The following is a 16,348-nucleotide window of genomic DNA, read 5'->3' as shown; positions in this document are numbered from 1 at the left end:
CGCCCTCTCCTTCGCTGACGTGGGCTCCGCCGACGGGCGCACCCACATATCCGTGTCCATCTTGGCGACCGCGCACAGCGCCCCGCCACCAAGGAGGACCTAACTATTTATCTTGACGTCGAGACAACTCTACGCGCGTTCGGCGGGCGGAGCCGCCTCGTCCCGCTCCGCCGCACCCCGGTACTCGGCGCGCACGGCCAGGACGGTGAGCACCAGCAGCGGTGCGTAGAGCGGCAGGCCGAGCACGAGCTTCCAGGTGCCCAGCGCCGTCGCGTCCCCCGCGAGGAAGAGCGGGTACTGCACCGCGAGCCGCAGGAAGAAGAGGGCCGCCCAGGCGAGGGTGAGCAGGGAGAAGAGCCGGCGCTTGCGCCGGTCGTCCCGCCAGGCCGTGCCGTCGCCCATCAGGTAGCCGGCCGCGACGCCGATCAGGGGCCAGCGCGCGAGCACCGAGACGAGGAAGACGAGCCCGTAGGCGAGGTTGGTGATCAGGCCGGGCACGAAGTTGTCGACCGCGCGGCCGGTGATCAGCGCGAGCGCGGCCGAGACCACGACGCCGAGCAGACCGCCCACCGCCTGGATGACGGGGGTGCGCCCGAGGATCCGCGCGACCGTGAACAGCACGGCCATCCCGACGGAGGCGACGAGCGAGAGCACGAGCTCGCCGGTGATCGTGAAGAGGAGGACGAAGGCGACGCCGGGCACGACGGCCTCGAGGATCCCGCGGACGCCGCCCATCGAGCCGAGCAGCGCGCGGCCGTCGAAGGGCTCGCCGTCGGCGACCACGCCGAGTCCGGAGCGGCGGGCGGCCTTCGCGATCGCCTCGCCGACCTCCGGCTGGACAGCGCGCTCGGGCTGATCGGCGCGCTCCGCCTGCGGGTCGCCCTCGGGACTCATCCCGCTCAGCTCGCGCTCTGCTGGGTCTGGCCGCTGTCCGGCATCTTGAGCGGGATCAGGTCGCGCGGGGGCATCGGGCCGGAGCCGCGGACCACGACGACACTGCGGAAGAGGTCCTCGACGGCGGCCGCGGCCTGCTCGTCGGTCGCGCCCGCACCGGCGATGACGCCGCGGAGGAACCAGCGCGGTCCGTCGACGCCGACGAAGCGGGCGACGCGCACGCCGCCGCCGGCGAGCGGGAGCTGCGCCACGATCTCGGGGCCGAAGACGCCCTCGCGCTCCTCGGTGCTGCCGCCCTGGCGGCCGATCTGCTCGGCGATCTGCCCGCGTATCTCGTGCCACAGGCCCGAGGAGCGCGGCGCGGCGAACGGCTGCACCTGCAGAGTCGAGCCGGCGAAGTCGAGGCCCACGGCGATGACGCGCTTCGTCGCCTCCTCGACCTCGAGGCGGATGTGCATGCCCTCGCGGGGCAGCACCTTCACCCCGCCGAGATCGATGTAGGGGCGGACCGGGTTGGCCTCGCGCTCGTCGAGCGGGCCGGCCTCCGCGCGGTCCGCGGGCGCGGACTTCTCGAAGTCCTGCGCGGCGGTCTCGACGGCCGCGTCGTCGGTGCCGGCGGGCTGGATGTCGCTCATGCGTTCTCCTCGTTGGTGCGGACGTCTGCTGCGCCGGACGCGTCCGGTGCCGATGCTGCGGTGGCGTAGCCGGTCGAGCCGAAGCCGCCGGTGCCGCGGACGGACTCCGGGAGCTCCTCGACAGCGGTGAAGCGGGCCCGGACGACGGGCAGGATCACGAGCTGCGCGATCCGGTCGCCGGCGACGATGCGATACGGCTCGCGGGCGTCGGTGTTCAGGAGCGCCACGCGGATCTCGCCGCGGTAGCCGGCGTCGATGGTGCCGGGGGCGTTCACGATGGTGAGGCCGTGCTTGAAGGCGAGTCCGCTGCGCGGCACGACGAAGCCGACGTGGCCGTCCGGCAGGGCGATCGAGACCCCGGTGCCGACGCTGGCCCGCTCGCCGGGAGCGAGCACGAGCTCCTCCGTGGAGCGCAGATCGGCTCCGGCGTCGCCGGGGTGGGCGTAGAACGGGACCTCGTCCGCGCGGATCGGGACGTCGACGGTTTCGTTCACGTGACGAGGGTAGACCAATCGTCTGATGCAATAGGGACATGCCGTCCTACCGAGAGAGGCTGTGGCCCGCGCCCTGGCTCTTCGTCTCCACCGCCCTCGTGATCCCCGCCAGCATCCTGGTCTTCGCGCCGATCGACCTGTTCGCAGGCGTGGTCGTCGCGCTGGTGCTCTACGGCGGCACCGTGGCGACGCTGCTGGCGACGTCGCCGACCCTCGAGGTCGTCGACGGCGAGCTGTGGGCGGGCCGGGCGCACATCCCGCTCGAGCTGGTGGGCGATCCGGTCGCCTACACCGGCGAGCGGGCGTTCGCTCAGCGCGGACCGCGACTGGACGCCAGGGCGTTCCTCGTCATCCGCGGCTGGGTGCGCGACGTCGTCCGGGTCCCGATCGAGGACCCCGCCGACCCGACGCCGTACTGGCTGCTGTCGAGCAGGCGCCCCAACGACGTCGTCGCCGCGATCCAGGAGGGATCACGGCGACGGGGCGCTGGTCTTTCGGAGCCGGAAGAGGCCTAGGCGGCGCACTCCAGGCAGATCGGGCCGAGCTTCTCCTCGTGGTCGATCTGCGAGCGGTGCTTCACCAGGAAGCAGCTGACGCACGTGAACTCGTCCGCCTGCGGCGGAAGGACCACGACGTCCAGATCGAGGTCGGACAGATCGGCACCGGGCAGTTCGAATCCGCCCGGGTTGTCGGCGTCATCGACGTCGACGACACCGGACATCTTGTCGGGGACTCGCTCCTTCAGGGCCTCGATCGACTCGGAGTCGTCATCGGTCTTGCGGGGGGCGTCGTAGTCCGTAGCCATTCCCATCCACTTCTTAAATTCAGTCGTTCAACAAATCGGCGGGGACAGTGTGCATCAAGAAGTATCGATGCGCAAACCGCTTCGAACGCGTCTTGACAGCCGCTGCCGCGCCCTCTTCCGCACCAACTTTCGACCCGCCCGCGGTATTCCCGGGGAACGGCCCGTTCGCGTGCGATCCTGAGCCGGTTCGCGGCAGGCACGGGCTCGTCCGCGGCCAGAAGGAGGTCCAGCACGATGATGGAACTGAAGGTGATCGGCGTCGAGAGCGGATCGCTCGTCCTCGTCTCGGACGGCGGGGAGCGGTTCTCCGTCCGCATCGACGAGACGCTGCAGAGCCAGCTGCGCCCGCGCGTGCACTCGCTGCCGCCGCGGGAGAAGCGCGTGTCGCCCCGCGAGATCCAGGCGCACATCCGTGCCGGCCTCTCCGCCGAGGAGGTCGCCGAGCTCACCGGTGCCGACCTCGACTACGTCGCCCGCTTCGAGGGCCCGGTCACGGCCGAGCGCGAGCACATCGTCGCCTCCGCCCTCGCCGTCCGCGTCTACACGAGCGCCGATCCCGACCCGCTCGAGGAGGGCACGCCCTTCGGCGACGTCATCCGCGAGCGCCTGGGCGCCCTCGGCGCCGAGGGCGAGCAGTGGTCGAGCTGGAAGGAGGAGGAGGGCTGGGTCGTCAAGCTGCTCTTCCGCTCCGACGAGATCGACCACGACGCCCGCTGGCGCTTCGACCCCAAGAAGGCGCTCCTCTCCCCCCTCACCGCCGAGGCGACCACGCTCTCGCAGCAGGGCGAGATCCGGCCGACGCTGATCCCGCGCCTGCGCGCCGTCATCCCCGCCGCCGTCGACGAGCTCGCCACCCGCTTCGACACCGACGCGTTCGCGAAGCCCGCGGAGGAGCCGTCGCGCGCGGAGCGCCAGGGCTCCGACCGCTCCGGCTCCGAGCGTTCCGGCTCCGAGCGCCAGGGGCCCTCGCGCCTCCCCCACTCGCGACCCGCCGCCTCCCGCCCGTCCGACACCGAGCCCCAGCCGGCGCTCTCCGACACCCCGCGCCCGGTCTCCACGCTCCCCCGCCCGGTGACCAGCACGACCGAGCAGCGCGAGCGCAACCTCAACGACACGGCCGACCTGCTCGACGCACTCCGCCGCCGCCGCGGCGAGCGCGACCACGCCTCCTCGGCGCGGGTCCGCGAGGAGCCGCAGCCGGAGGCGCCCGCGGTCGTCGCCCCGAAGGCTCCCGAGCCCGAGCGCCCCGCGGCACCGGCCGCCGAGCACCCCGCGGCAGGCGGACGGACCTCGATCCGCCGCGGCCGCGCGGCCATCCCCAGCTGGGACGAGATCGTCTTCGGAGCCCGCAGCGACGACTGACATCCGGCCGGCGCTCCCCGGCGTCAGATCCCGGAGAGCGCGCCGAAGCCGAGCAGCGGCACCTGGGTCTCCTCGGGCGTGAGCGACCCGTGCTGGCCGATCATCGACCGGCCGGCGGCGTCCTCGGCCGAGTAGTAGGCGATCGCCTTGCGCGCGGCGACGAACACGTCGCCCATCCGCTCGGCCGCCGGGGCGCCGATCTCGCCGAACCAGCCGCTCGCGGCGACCTCGTCGCGCGTCGCGATCCAGGCCCGGGATCCCTCCGCCTCGGCCCAGCGCGCCGCGACCGCCGCGGGCTCGACGCCGGGCTCGAGGTGCAGCTGCAGGCAGCGCGGCTCGCCGGCCAGGTGGCGCACGCCCTCGAGCAGAGCGGGGTCGCGCACCAGGACGTGCGACGAAGCGGGGACGTCGAGCACGCCGTGGTCGGCGGTGACGAGCACGCCCTCGCGTCCGGAGAGCCCTCGGACGAAAGCCGCGACCTCGCCGTCGAGCGACTCCAGCGCCGACGTCCACTCCGGCGACTCCCAGCCGCGCGCGTGCGCCGTCATGTCGAGCTCGGGGACGTAGAGGTAGACCAGCTGCCGGCCGCCCCGGTCGAGCAGGCCGCGCGCCGCGGCGAAGCGCTCGGCGACTCCCCCGGCGACCCGGTACTCGGCGCCGCGCAGGATCGCCCGGGTGAGCCCCGAGTGCGCGTACCGGGCGGCGCCGATGACGCTCGCCGCGACGCCCGCCTCGACGGCGCGCTCGAAGACGGTGGGGTGCGGCTGCCACTGCTCCGGGACCATCCGCTCGTCCCAGCCGGACAGCTGGTTCACCAGGCGGTCGTGCTCGCGGTCGAGCACGCGGTAGCCGACCATCCCGTGCTCCCCGGGCCGCCGGCCGGTGGTGAGGCTCGCGAGGGCCGCCGCGGTCGTCGTCGGGAAGCCGGAGACGAGGGTCGTGGCCTTCGTGAGGGCGGGTGCAAGCGTGCGGGCGTGCCCGGCGCGCTGGCGCAGGTTGGCCGCTCCGAGGCCGTCGACCAGGACGACGACGATCCGCTCGACGCGCGGCGAGCCGAACGTTCCCGGGCGGCCGAGGAGGGCGTCGAGAGCGCCGGGGAGGACGTCGGCGAGGCTCCGCCGCCCGGCGGGGACGGCCGGTAGCATGGGGGTCATCGCGCCCAGTTTCGCACGCTGCGCCCTTCCGCGGAGCGTGCCCCGCCGTGCCTGCGCCCGCTACCGAAGTGAGACATGAACGCTGCACCCCCTCCCTCCGGATCCTCCCTGACCGAGCGCATCGAGGACGTCGACGTCTCGGCCGAGATGGAGGGGTCGTTCCTCGAGTACGCCTACTCGGTCATCTACTCCCGCGCCCTGCCCGACGCCCGCGACGGCCTGAAGCCCGTGCAGCGCCGCATCCTCTACATGATGAGCGAGATGGGCCTGCGCCCCGACCGCGGTCACGTGAAGTCGGCCCGCGTCGTCGGCGAGGTGATGGGCAAGCTGCACCCGCACGGCGACGCCTCCATCTACGACTCCCTCGTGCGCCTCGCGCAGCCGTTCACGCTCCGGGTCCCGCTCGTCGACGGCCACGGCAACTTCGGCTCGCTCGACGACGGCCCCGCCGCCGCCCGCTACACCGAGGCCCGCCTCGCCGCCGCCGCGACGGCGATGACGGAGCACCTCGACGAGGACGTCGTCGACTTCGTCCCCAACTACGACAACTCGCACGACCAGCCCGAGGTGCTCCCGGCGGCGTTCCCGAACCTCCTCGTCAACGGCGCGAGCGGCATCGCGGTCGGCATGGCCACCAACATGGCCCCGCACAACCTGATCGAGGTCATCGGAGCGGCGCGGCACCTGATCGCGCACCCCGACGCCTCCCTGGACGACCTGATGTCCTTCGTCCCCGGCCCCGACTTCCCGAGCGGCGGCACGATCGTCGGGCTCGCCGGCGTCCGCGACGCCTACGCGACCGGCCGCGGCAGCTTCAAGACCCGCGCGCGCGTGTCGGTCGAGAGCATCACCGCTCGCAAGTCCGGCCTCGTCGTCACCGAGCTGCCCTATCTCGTCGGCGCCGAGAAGGTCATCGACAAGATCAAGGACGGCGTCCAGAACAAGAAGCTCAGCGGGATCGCCGACGTCACCGATCTCACCGACCGCGACAACGGCCTGCGCCTCGTGATCGGGATCAAGACCGGCTTCAGCCCCGAGGCGGTGCTCGAGCAGCTGTACCGCTACACGCCGCTCGAGGACGCCTTCTCGATCAACAACGTCGCGCTGGTCGACGGCCAGCCCCGCACGCTCGGCCTCAAGGAGCTGCTGCAGGTCTACGTCGGCCACCGCCTGACCGTGGTGACCCGCCGCTCCCGCTACCGCCTCCGGAAGCGCCAGGAGCGGCTGCACCTGGTCGAGGGCCTGCTGATCGCGATCCTCGACATCGACGAGGTCATCCAGCTGATCCGCGCGAGCGACGACACCGCGGCCGCCCGGGCCCGGCTGATCGAGGTCTTCGACCTCAGCACGATCCAGGCCGAGTACATCCTCGAGCTGCAGCTGCGCCGCCTGACGAGGTTCTCCCGCATCGAGCTCGAGACCGAGCGCGACACGCTGCTCGCCGAGATCGCCGAGCTCGAGGAGCTGCTGGCCAGTCGCAGCCGCCTGGAGGCGCTGGTCTCCGACGAGCTCGACGAGGTCGCGCAGCGCCTCGGCACGCCACGGCGCACCCTGCTCACCGAGGCGCGCCCCTCCGTCGCCACGACCGGCCGGAAGGCCGCCGCCGTGCTCGAGATCGCCGACCTGCCCTGCCGGGTGCTGCTGAGCACCACCGGTCGGATGGTCCGCATCGACCGCGACCCGGACGCGGCGCCGCACCCCGAGCGCGCGACCCGGCGCAGCAAGCACGACGCGGTCCTCAGCACCATCGACACCACCACGCGCGCCGAGATCGGCGCGGTGACGACCGCCGGCCGCCTGCTGCGCTTCTCCCCCGTCGACGTGCCCGCCGTCCCGTCCTCCTCCGTGCAGCTCGGCGCGGGTGTCCGGATGAGCGACTACCTCAGCCACCTCGCGAAGGACGAGCGCGTCCTCGCCCTGGTCGCCCTCGACGACCCCCGCCCGATCGCCCTGGGAACCCTGCAGGGCACGGTCAAGCGCGTCGCCCCCGGCGACCTGCCGAACCGGCCGGACATCGAGCTGATCGCGCTGCGGCCGAAGGACGCGGTCGTCGGCGCCGCGCCGTCGGCCGACGAGGACGAGCTCGTCTTCGTCACCGGCGAGGCCCAGCTGCTGCGCTTCTCCGCGTCGGCCGTCCGACCGCAGGGCCGGACCGCGGCGGGCATGGCCGGCGTCAAGATCAGCGAGACCGACGAGGTCGTCTCGTTCGCGGTCGTGCCCGAGTCCGAGCGCGACGAGACGGTCGTCGCGACCGTCGCCGTCGACAGCTGGGCCCTCACCGGGACCGACACCGGCAGCGCCAAGGTGTCGGCGTTCTCGGAGTTCCCGCCCAAGGGCCGCGCGACCGGCGGCGTCCGCGCGCAGCGCTTCCTCAAGGGCGAGACCGCCCTCGGCGTCGCCTGGGTCGGCCCCGGCCCGGCGCACGCGCTCGAGGCCGACGGCAGCGTCGCGGCGCTCCCCGACTCCGGGATGAAGCGCGACGGCTCCGGCGTCGCCCTCGCCGCTCCGGTCGCGAGCATCGGCGCGGCTCCCGAGCAGTTCTAGGCCGTCGTCCCGCGCCACCGCGGCGCGGGACGACCCTCAGACGTCGATGCGGTCGCGCGAGAGCGTCTCGGAGCCGCGGACGATGAACTCCTTGCGCGGCGCCACCTCGTTGCCCATCAGCAGCTCGAAGACCCGGCCCGCGTTCTCGGCGTCCGAGACCTTCACCCGGCGCAGCGTCCGCCGCGAGCGGTCCATCGTGGTCAGCGCGAGCTGGTCGGCGTCCATCTCGCCGAGGCCCTTGTAGCGCTGGATCGGGTCCTGGTAGCGCCGGTTCGCCTTCGACAGCCCGGCGAGGACGCCCTGCAGCTCCTTCTCGGAGTAGGTGTAGATCGTCTCGTTCGGCTTCCTGCCCGAGTTCATCACCACGACCCGGTGCAGCGGCGGGACTGCGGCGAACACCCGGCCGGCCTCGACCAGCGGCCGCATGTAGCGGAAGAACAGGGTGAGCAGCAGCGTGCGGATGTGCGCGCCGTCGACGTCGGCGTCGCTCATCAGGATGATCTTCCCGTAGCGCGCGGCGGGCAGCTCGAAGGAGCGGCCCGACCCCGCCCCGATCACCTGGATCATCGAGGCGCACTCGGTGTTCGAGAGCATGTCGGCGATGCTCGCCTTCTGCACGTTGAGGATCTTGCCGCGGATCGGCAGCAGCGCCTGGTACTCGCTGTTGCGGGCCAGCTTCGCGGTGCCCAGCGCCGAGTCGCCCTCGACGATGAAGAGCTCGCTGTTCTCGACGTCGTTGCTGCGGCAGTCGACGAGCTTGGCCGGCAGGGACGAGGACTCGAGCGCGTTCTTCCGCCGCTGCGTCTCCTTGTGCGCGCGGGCCGAGATCCGGGACTTCATCTCGGCGACGAGCTTCTCGAGCAGCTGCGACATCTGCGCCTTGTCCTCGCGCTTCGTCGAGGCGAACACGGCGCCGAGGGTCGAGGTGATCGTCTGCGCGACGATCGCGCGGACGGCCGGCGTGCCGAGGATCTCCTTCGTCTGTCCCTCGAACTGCGGCTCGGGCAGGCGCACGGTCAGCACCGCGGTGAGCCCCGCGAGAGCGTCGTCCTTCTCCAGCTTGTCGGAGCCCGCCTTGAGCTTCCGGGCGTTCGCCTCGACCTGGGCGCGGAGGAGCTTCAGGAGGCCCTGCTCGAAGCCGGTCTGGTGCGTGCCGCCCTTGGGTGTCGAGATGATGTTGACGAAGCTGCGCAGCACGGTCTCGTAGCCGGTGCCCCAGCGCAGCGCGATGTCGACCTCGCAGGTCCGCTCGACCTCGGTCGGCACCATCGCGCCGCCGGGGGTGAGCACCGGCACGGTCTCGGTGAAGGTGCCGCTGCCGGAGAGCCGCAGCACGTCGGTGACCGCCGCGTCCGGAGCGAGGAACTCGACGAACTCCGAGATGCCGCCGTCGTAGCGGAACATCTCGGCGCGGCGCTCCTCCTCGCGGTCGTCGACGATGTCGATCGTGAGCCCCGGCACCAGGAAGGCGGTCTGCCGGGCGCGGGTGACGAGGTCGTCGGTCTGGAAGGCGGCGCCCTTCGTGAAGATCTGCCGGTCGGCCCAGTAGCGGACCCGCGTCCCGGTGACGCCCTTCTTCACCTTGCCGACGATCTCCAGCTCGGAGCCGTTCTCGAACGGCGAGAACGGGGCGTCCGGGGTCGGCTCGCCCGAGTCCGCGAAGCGGCCGGGCTCGCCGCGGTGGAAGGACATCCGGTAGGTGCGGCCGTCGCGGTCGACCTCGACGTCGAGCCGCTCGGACAGCGCGTTCACCACGGACGCGCCCACGCCGTGCAGTCCCCCGGAGGCGGCGTACGAGCCGGAGCCGAACTTGCCGCCGGCGTGCAGCTTGGTGAAGACGACCTCGACGCCGGTGAGCCCCGTCTTGGGCTCGATGTCGACCGGGATGCCGCGGGCGCGGTCGCGGACCTCCACGCTGTCGTCCTTGTGCAGCACCACGCTGATCTCGGTGCCGTGCCCGGCGAGGGCCTCGTCGACCGAGTTGTCGATGACCTCCCAGAGGCAGTGCATCAGGCCGCGGGAGTCCGTGGAGCCGATGTACATGCCGGGGCGCTTGCGCACCGCCTCGAGGCCCTCGAGGACGGAGAGGTGCCGTGCGGAGTAGTCGGTGGAGGCCATCCGTTCAGTCTAGGTTCGAGGGCCGACACCCCCGCCGAGGCGCCCCGGACCGCTGCCGCACCCGGATCCGCCTGGGAAGTGATCCCGAGGACCTACGCGCAGAGCGAAATGCCACGGGATCGACTCTGCCGGGAAACATCCGCGTGCTTTGATGGTTGGACCAAGGGAAGGACGGAGCCGAGAGGCCGAGTCCACCGAAGTCGAAGACCCGAGCGCAGGAGGCCACGTCATGTCGACCACAGCAACCCAGAACGGCGTGGACGAGCTCGCTGGATCGCAGCAGCTCTCCGCGGCAGACCGCTGCGACAGCTGCGGAGCCCAGGCCTACATCCGTGTCGTCGTGAACAGCGGAGAGCTTCTGTTCTGCGCGCACCACGGCAAGAAGTACCAGGAGAAGCTCTCCAGCATCGCCCAGAGCTGGCACGACGAGTCGGCGCGCCTCTTCGAGGAGCAGCGCCCCTAGTCAGCCCGCCCACCTCGTCGGTGGGGAGCGGGACTCCCTACCGGCCGACTCCGAGCCGCTTCGCGATCACTTCGCGGGCGGCTCGAGCTGTCTCGTCCGCCAGTCGGATCCGCTCGTCCCGCGTCGAGTAGACCAGGCCGTGCCGCCCGGCCACCCGGCTCAGGATCGCGTCCGCGAGGGCGGGGTTCTTCGCCAGCACCGGACCGTGCAGGTGGGTGCCGAGCAGAGAGCCGTGCGAGTAGCCCTCCGCTCCCCCGCCGTCGCCCGACCCGTGCAGCACGAGCCCGAGGACGCGCGAGCGATCGATGCCCTCGAAGCGCCGCGCATGGTTCTCGAAGCCGACGAGGACACCTGCGCTCGACTCGACGACCAGATCGTCCGTGGTGCGCTCGGTCGCCACCGCGCGGCCCGGGAAGACCCCGATGCCCTCGACGACGGCGCTCGGCGTCGCGAACGACTCGGCGAGCAGCTCCCACCCCGCTCCGACCGCGACGACCTCGGTACCCTCCGCCACCCAGCGGTGGATCGTCTCGCGCACGGAGCGCAGGAGCTCGAGCACGGCGGGCAGATCCTCGTCCGCTCCCGTGCCGGCCACCAGCACGTCCGGGCGGTCGGAGAAGTCGTCCTGCCCGATGAGCGGGACCACACGGACGTCCAGGCCCGCCCACCCGGCGCGCGCGGCGAGGACGCGCGCGTTGGCCGCGTCGCCGTTGCTGTCCAGGACGTCGGGGGCGAGCACGCCGATCAGCAGGGTGGTCACGCGGTCTCCTCGCGGTTGGAGGCGAGCTGGAGGTGGGCGCGGGTGCGCCGCATCGAGTCGGCGGAGAAGACGATCGTCTTCCGCCCGTGGCTCGGAGCCGGCAGCGCGAGGAAGGTGTCGAGCGCCCGGCCGAGGTCGTCGTCGACGGCGTCGATCGCGACTCCGTCGTAGCGCAGCTGCAGCGCGGCCTCGTGCGCCTTCGAGCCGGAGACGACGCGGACCCGCCCGAGGCGGGCGGTGTCGACCGGCCAGAAGTAGGACGGATCGCGGACGTCCGAGCCGATGGCGAGCATGATCTGCTCCGTGCCCTCGGGGATCTCCGCGATGTTCAGGCGGTAGCTCGCCGGGTTCTGCACCAGGACGAACTCGACCTCCTGGCCGCGGACCGTCACGATCTCGCCGCGCCCGAAGACAGGGTCGATCGAGGAGAGCGCGGAGGCGGTCGTGTGCGCGTCGAAGCGGGTGCCGAGCACGGCGCGGGCGGCGGAGACCGCCGAGGCGGCGTCGACCGCGTAGTGCACGCCGCGCGCGGGGAGGCGGACGTCGAGGACGTCGCCGTCGCTGCTGATCGTCGCAGCGGCTCCGCTGGTCGTCTCGACGACGGTGGTGGCGCGCCCGTCCGGGCCCTCGGCGTCGGCCGCGTAGCCGAGTCCGCCGACGGCGGCCTCGCGCACGGACGGGGAGACGCCGTACCAGCGGACCCGGTCCACCGGGAGGGAGACGGCGACGTCGGCGACGTGGCGGTCGTCGGCGTTGAGGACCACCGGGCCCGTGGCGCGGCTCGCGATGGTGGCCAGCATCCGCGCGACCATGGCCGGGTCGAAGAAGCGGTCGATCTGGTCGACGACGACGTTGGTGAGCAGTACGACGCGCGGGCTCATCCGGGGCGCCAGGCGAGCTCCGTGGCCCTCGTCCATCTCGAGGACGGCGATGTCCGCGTCGATCCGCCCGCGGAGGTCGGCGCGCTCGAGCAGCGCCGAGGTGAGCCCCTGCGCGATGTTCGCGGTCGAGGGGTTGGTGAAGACGCGCAGCCCGTGGGCGCGCAGGACGGCGACCAGCATCTTGGTCGTCGTCGACTTCCCGGCCGAGCCGGTGACGACGACGAGGCCGTCGGTGAAGCCGTCGAGCACGGCCGGGAGGAAGCCCGGCGCGAGGCGGTTCACGACGAGTCCGGGCACGGCGGAGCCTCCGCCGGGCTTGCGGACGCGCGCTGCGAACCGGGCGGCCCTCCCGAGGAGGACCGCCGGTGCGTAGCGGATCACCGGTCTACTCGAGGTAGTCGCGGAGCGACTGCGAGCGGGACGGGTGGCGGAGCTTGGCCATCGTCTTGGACTCGATCTGGCGGATGCGCTCGCGCGTGACACCGAAGGTGTCGCCGATCTGGTCGAGCGTCTTGGGCATGCCGTCGCCCAGGCCGAAGCGCATGCGGATCACGCCGGCCTCGCGCTCCGACAGGGAGTCGAGGAGCGACTCGAGCTGCTTCTGCAGCATCGTGAAGCCCACCGCGTCGGCCGGCACGACCGCCTCGGTGTCCTCGATGAGGTCGCCGAACTCGCTGTCGCCGTCCTCGCCCAGGGGGGTGTGCAGCGAGATCGGCTCGCGTCCGTACTTCTGCACCTCGATGACCTTCTCGGGGGTCATGTCGAGCTCGCGGGAGAGCTCCTCGGGCGTGGGCTCGCGGCCCAGGTCCTGCAGCATCTGGCGCTGGACGCGGGCGAGCTTGTTGATGACCTCGACCATGTGCACCGGGATGCGGATGGTGCGGGCCTGGTCGGCCATCGCGCGGGTGATCGCCTGGCGGATCCACCACGTCGCGTACGTCGAGAACTTGAAGCCCTTGGTGTAGTCGAACTTCTCGACCGCGCGGATCAGACCGAGGTTGCCCTCCTGGATCAGGTCCAGGAACTGCATGCCGCGGCCGGTGTAGCGCTTGGCGAGGCTGACCACGAGGCGGAGGTTCGCGCCGAGCAGGTGGCTCTTGGCCCGCTGCCCGTCCTTCGCGACCCAGCGCAGCTCGCGGACGAGCTCGGGGCTGAGGTCGCTCGAGTTCGCGAGCTTGTCCTCGGCGAAGAGGCCCGCCTCGATGCGCATCGCGAGCTCGACCTCCTCGGCCGCGTTCAGGAGCGCGACCTTGCCGATCTGCTTGAGGTAGTCCTTCACGGGGTCGGCGGTGGCGCCGGTGATCGCCGTCGAGTAGACGGGGACCTCGTCGTCGTCTCCGCCGAAGGAGAGGACGAGCGCGCCGCTGGGCAGCGGCTCGGCCGGAGCGGCGGCCGCGACGACGGGCGTCTCGGCGTCGTCCTTGACCTCGGTCTCGGTCTCCTCGACCACGACCACGGTCTCCTCCTCGGCGTCGGCGTCGCCGTCGACGTCCTCGGGCTCGGTGGGCTCCTCCTCGGTCGCGGCGGGGGCCGCGGCCTTGGTGGTGGCGCGGGCGCGCGTGGTCTTGGCCGCCGGCTTGCGCGCGGCGGGCTTCTTGGTCGTCGTCACGTCGTCGTCGACGGCGTCGAGCGTTGCGGTCTTGGTAGCTCTGGTGGCCATGGCGGCACCTCTCCATCCGTTGCGTCCCGGCTGCGGGCGAGGCCGGGAGGCGTCGTCCGTCGGTGGGCATTACGAGGACCCATGTCAAGTCGAGGGGATCGCACGCCCGACGTGGGCGCCGTGCTCCTCGACCCGAACGGGTCCTATTGACAATTATTGCACGCCTGAGTAGTGCGGCCGTGCGCTCAGGGGTTCGGTACTCCGAGCGGAGTCCGACGCGAGACCAGGCGGGGCATCGCGGGAGGACCGGGAAGGGCGGTGGTGACGGTCAGCGTCCTGCGCGGCCACGACGGAGACGGTCGTTCAATGCAACCCACAGAGGGGCCACCGTTATTCCCTCGTCCTCGGCGAGCCGGCGCCGGGTCCTGCGGCGCGCGGTGATCAGCCCGATCACTCCCGCGCCGACGACGACGTACTGGATGCACCAGGCGAGCCGGAAGTGGTCCATCGAGTAGAGCTGGGCGGAGTCCGCTCCCGGCCCGGCGAGCGAGTCGAGCAGCAGGCCCATCAGGAACATCATCGTGAAGCTCGCGAGGAAGCCGCCGACATTGACGACGCCGTTGGCGGCCCCAAGGCTCCGCGAGGGGTTGAAGGTGCGCGCGAAGTCGAAGCCGATCATCGATCCCGGGCCGCCGGCGCCGATCACGATCAGCAGCAGGACGACCAGCCAGTACGGCGGGACGCCCGGCCAGAGCAGGACGACGGTCCACGCCACCGCCATCGCCGAGACGATGCCGAGCACGAGGTTGCTCCGCCGCATCGGGTGGCGGGCGGTGAGCACGCCGAGGATCGGACCGACGACGATGCCGGCGACCACGACGATCGTGAGCGTCGGAGCGGCGACCCCCGGCTCGAGTCCGATCGCGTAGACGAGGAAGGGGTAGCCCCAGAGCAGCGTGAAGACGGTGCCGGAGGACTGCGTCACGAAGTGCGACCAGAAGCCGAGCTGCGTCCCCGGCCGGCGCAGGCTCACGCCCAGCTGCGCGACGGTCGCGCGGAGCGTCGGGGGCACCAGGACGATCGGCTCGGTCCGGGGCGGGACGTCGGTGATCAGCAGGAGGACGCCGAGGAACGCGACGGCCCCGATGCCGGCGACCGAGAGGAAGGCGGGCGTCCAGCCCGCGGCGTGCAGGATCGCGGCGAAGGGCAGCGCGGAGAGGATCTGGCCGACCTGGCCGATGTTCCCGATCCACTGCGACAGCTGCGGCACGATCGGGCCGCTGAACCAGGTCACCGTCAGGCGGATCACCGAGGTGAAGATCGCGGCGTCGCCCGCGCCGACCAGGATGCGGCCCACGATCGCGACGCCGAGGGACGGCGCGAAGGCCAGGACGATCTGCCCGACCATCATCAGCGCGGTGCCGCTGAGGATCAGCGTCTTGGGGCCGAAGCGGTCGATCAGGATGCCGACCGGGATCTGCATCCCGGCGTAGACGATGAGCTGCACCACCGCGAGCGAGGAGAGCATCGCGGCCGAGATGCCGAAGCGCTCCGCCGCGTCGACGCCCGCTACTCCGAGCGTCGTCCGGTCGAGGACCGCGACGAGGTACGCGAAGGCACCGGCACTGAAGACGAACCAGGCTCGACGAGATCGCACTCGGCAGAGACTACCAAGCAGGTCGCGACTGCTCCGCCGCCCGTGGGCGCCGCGACTACGACGCGGTGGGCTCCTCGCCCGGGCGCTTGATCGCCAGGAACTTCTCCAGCTCGGCCGCGAGCGCGTCCGCGCTCGGGACGAAGCCGTCCTCGTCGGTGAGCGGCGAGCGCAGGCTCGTCCCCTCCATGTAGGTGTCGTGCCGCGACTCGAGGGCCGAGACCAGCTTCTGCAGCTCCTCGTTCGCGCCGACCTGCTCGTCAACCTTCGCGAGGAACTCGCGACCGCTCTCCCGCAGGCTGTCGGTCGGGAAGATCAGCCCGGTCGACGCCGAGATGCTCTCGAGCGCCGCGACGGCCGCCTGCGGGTAGGCGGTGTCGGAGAGGTAGTGCGGGATGAGCAGGGCGAAGCCGACAGCCGGGAGCCCGCGGTCGTAGAGCCGCAGCTCGAGCAGGTGCAGGACGTTCGCGGGCACCTGGGTGACCGGCTTCCAGACCGACATGGCCTCGATGAGGTCCTCGCGGTTGCCGCTGACCGTCACGCCGACCGGTCGGGTGTGCGGGACGGGCATCGGGATCGCGTGCACCCAGGTGGTGCTCGCGACCTCGAGCCGATCGATGAGCTCGAGCACGGCCCGGGTGAAGCGCTCCCACTGATAGTCCGGCTCGAAGCCGGTGAGCAGGAGGAACGGCTGGTGCAGCTCGTCGTGCGCGAGCGACAGGCGGAGGGTCGCCGGCGTGTAGTCGGCGAGGTGGTCCTGATCGAAGGTGATGATCGGCCGGCGCGCACGGTAGTCGAGCAGCTGGTCCGGGTCGAACTCGACGACGGTCCGGTGCTCGAGCGTCCCGTGCAGGTGCTCGGCGAGCTGCCCGACGGCGCCGCCCGCGTCGGCGAACCCGGTGAGGCCGGCCACGAGGTGGAGGCCCCGCGGGACGTCGGCGAGGTCGCCCTCGATCGCGAACAGGTCTGCAGGATCCGGCATGC

The 16,348-nt window shown here is 72.0% G+C and carries 15 protein-coding genes; 4 read left to right on the top strand and 11 right to left on the bottom strand.

Features of this window, described 5'->3' with window-relative positions; genetic code table 11:
* Positions 1-129: 129 nt before the first annotated feature.
* From GTU73_RS10275 to dut, 3 genes are read right to left on the bottom strand one after another with little or no spacing between them, the layout of a single operon-like run.
* On the bottom strand, positions 130-894 hold the full coding sequence (locus tag GTU73_RS10275) for a DUF3159 domain-containing protein (RefSeq protein WP_160089163.1): 765 nt from the start codon (positions 892-894) through the stop codon (positions 130-132).
* 5 nt (positions 895-899) lie between these two features.
* The gene (locus GTU73_RS10270) at positions 900-1,529 is read right to left on the bottom strand and encodes a DUF3710 domain-containing protein (protein ID WP_160089161.1); all 630 of its coding nucleotides are present in this window, start codon (positions 1,527-1,529) and stop codon (positions 900-902) included.
* A complete protein-coding gene (gene dut / locus GTU73_RS10265) occupies positions 1,526-2,023 on the bottom strand; it encodes a dUTP diphosphatase (protein ID WP_160089159.1) in 498 nt (165 codons plus the stop codon). The genes GTU73_RS10270 and dut overlap by 4 nt, the downstream gene beginning before the upstream one ends.
* Before the next feature lie 38 nt (positions 2,024-2,061).
* On the opposite strand from dut, the gene GTU73_RS10260 reads away from it, so the two are divergent.
* Entirely contained in the window at positions 2,062-2,538 is a 477-nt protein-coding gene (locus tag GTU73_RS10260; protein WP_160089157.1) for a DUF3093 domain-containing protein, read from the top strand.
* Here GTU73_RS10260 and GTU73_RS10255 read toward each other — a convergent pair.
* Positions 2,535-2,828 carry a DUF4193 domain-containing protein gene (locus GTU73_RS10255; protein WP_055792269.1) on the bottom strand — a complete coding sequence of 98 codons (294 nt, stop codon included), beginning with the start codon at positions 2,826-2,828 and terminating at the stop codon, positions 2,535-2,537. The genes GTU73_RS10260 and GTU73_RS10255 overlap by 4 nt on opposite strands.
* Before the next feature lie 234 nt (positions 2,829-3,062).
* On the opposite strand from GTU73_RS10255, the gene sepH reads away from it, so the two are divergent.
* On the top strand, positions 3,063-4,190 hold the full coding sequence (gene sepH, locus GTU73_RS10250; RefSeq protein ID WP_160089155.1) for a septation protein SepH: 1,128 nt from the start codon (positions 3,063-3,065) through the stop codon (positions 4,188-4,190).
* A 23-nt stretch (positions 4,191-4,213) separates the two neighbouring features.
* Here sepH and GTU73_RS10245 read toward each other — a convergent pair whose 3' ends face one another.
* Complete coding sequence (locus GTU73_RS10245; RefSeq protein WP_208543654.1) at positions 4,214-5,344, bottom strand: nucleotide pyrophosphatase/phosphodiesterase family protein; 1,131 nt, start codon at positions 5,342-5,344, stop codon at positions 4,214-4,216.
* Positions 5,345-5,419: 75 nt separating this feature from the next.
* Between GTU73_RS10245 and GTU73_RS10240 the strand changes: the two genes are divergently transcribed.
* Positions 5,420-7,888: a DNA topoisomerase (ATP-hydrolyzing) gene (locus GTU73_RS10240; RefSeq protein WP_160089153.1), complete on the top strand. Its 2,469-nt coding sequence runs from the start codon at positions 5,420-5,422 to the stop codon at positions 7,886-7,888.
* 36 nt (positions 7,889-7,924) lie between these two features.
* Here GTU73_RS10240 and GTU73_RS10235 read toward each other — a convergent pair whose 3' ends face one another.
* Positions 7,925-10,006, bottom strand: coding sequence for a DNA topoisomerase IV subunit B (locus GTU73_RS10235; protein WP_160089151.1), 2,082 nt, complete (start codon positions 10,004-10,006; stop codon positions 7,925-7,927).
* 229 nt (positions 10,007-10,235) lie between these two features.
* Here GTU73_RS10235 and GTU73_RS10230 point away from each other — a divergent pair, with 229 nt between their 5' ends.
* Entirely contained in the window at positions 10,236-10,469 is a 234-nt protein-coding gene (locus GTU73_RS10230; protein WP_123445851.1) for a hypothetical protein, read from the top strand.
* A 37-nt stretch (positions 10,470-10,506) separates the two neighbouring features.
* On the opposite strand, the gene GTU73_RS10225 is transcribed toward GTU73_RS10230, so the two are convergent.
* The 5 genes from GTU73_RS10225 to GTU73_RS10205 all read right to left on the bottom strand — a co-directional run bounded on the left by GTU73_RS10225 (position 10,507) and on the right by GTU73_RS10205 (position 16,346).
* Positions 10,507-11,229, bottom strand: coding sequence for a hypothetical protein (locus tag GTU73_RS10225; RefSeq protein ID WP_160089149.1), 723 nt, complete (start codon positions 11,227-11,229; stop codon positions 10,507-10,509).
* Entirely contained in the window at positions 11,226-12,491 is a 1,266-nt protein-coding gene (locus GTU73_RS10220; RefSeq protein ID WP_160089147.1) for a Mur ligase family protein, read from the bottom strand. The genes GTU73_RS10225 and GTU73_RS10220 overlap by 4 nt, the downstream gene beginning before the upstream one ends.
* 4 nt (positions 12,492-12,495) lie before the next feature.
* Positions 12,496-13,770 (bottom strand): RNA polymerase sigma factor, encoded by a 1,275-nt coding sequence (locus tag GTU73_RS10215; RefSeq protein WP_160089145.1) that lies wholly within the window; start codon positions 13,768-13,770, stop codon positions 12,496-12,498.
* Between the two features lie 268 nt (positions 13,771-14,038).
* On the bottom strand, positions 14,039-15,367 hold the full coding sequence (locus GTU73_RS10210) for an MFS transporter (RefSeq protein ID WP_160089143.1): 1,329 nt from the start codon (positions 15,365-15,367) through the stop codon (positions 14,039-14,041).
* 55 nt (positions 15,368-15,422) lie between these two features.
* On the bottom strand, positions 15,423-16,346 hold the full coding sequence (locus tag GTU73_RS10205; protein ID WP_160089141.1) for a PAC2 family protein: 924 nt from the start codon (positions 16,344-16,346) through the stop codon (positions 15,423-15,425).
* Positions 16,347-16,348 lie beyond the last annotated feature (2 nt).

The organism is Rathayibacter sp. VKM Ac-2804, assembly GCF_009866655.1.
GTDB lineage: Bacteria > Actinomycetota > Actinomycetes > Actinomycetales > Microbacteriaceae > Rathayibacter.
This window is presented reverse-complemented; position numbering and strand designations above follow the sequence as displayed.